The organism is Nocardia implantans, from assembly GCF_035544775.1.
Taxonomy (GTDB): domain Bacteria; phylum Actinomycetota; class Actinomycetes; order Mycobacteriales; family Mycobacteriaceae; genus Nocardia; species Nocardia implantans.
Window position 1 is genome coordinate 1 of the sequence record NZ_JAYKYQ010000039.1, and the last position, 559, is coordinate 559.

Sequence of the window (559 nt, forward strand, 5' to 3'; positions counted from 1 at the left end):
ACTCGATGTGCGGGTGAATCGTCTTGCGCGGCACCTGATTTCGTTGGGTGTTGGTCCGGAGTCGCGGGTGGCGCTGGCGTTGCGTCGGTCGGTGGATCTGGTTGTGGCGATGTATGCGGTGGCGAAGTCCGGTGGCGCGTATGTGCCGGTGGATCCGGATCAGGCTGCTGAGCGGACGAGCTACATTCTCGAGACGGCGGCACCGGTGTGTGTGTTGAGCAATGCCGAGGCGGAGTTCGGCACTGATGTCGCGCCGGTGGTGCGGATTGATGATCTGGATCTGTCGGGTGTGGATGCCACGCCGGTCACGGATGCCGATCGGGTCGCACCTCTGCGTCCGGAGAACACGGCGTATGTGATCTTCACGTCTGGTTCGACGGGTCGTCCGAAGGGTGTGGCGGTTCCGCATGGGGCGATCGCGAACCAGTTGCAGTGGAAGAGTGTCGAGTTCGGTTTGGATGCGGCGGATGCGATTCTGCTGAAGACGGCGGCGACGTTCGACTTGTCGGTGTGGGAGTTCTGGTCGGCCGCTGTCTGCGGCGGTCGCTTGGTGATCGCC

General features: G+C 63.3%; 1 protein-coding gene. It reads left to right on the forward strand.

Annotated elements, in window-relative coordinates; all coding sequences use genetic code 11:
- Window positions 1–559: AMP-binding protein (locus U3653_RS33205; RefSeq protein ID WP_324722506.1), on the forward strand; the 559-nt coding region annotated here is incomplete at both ends.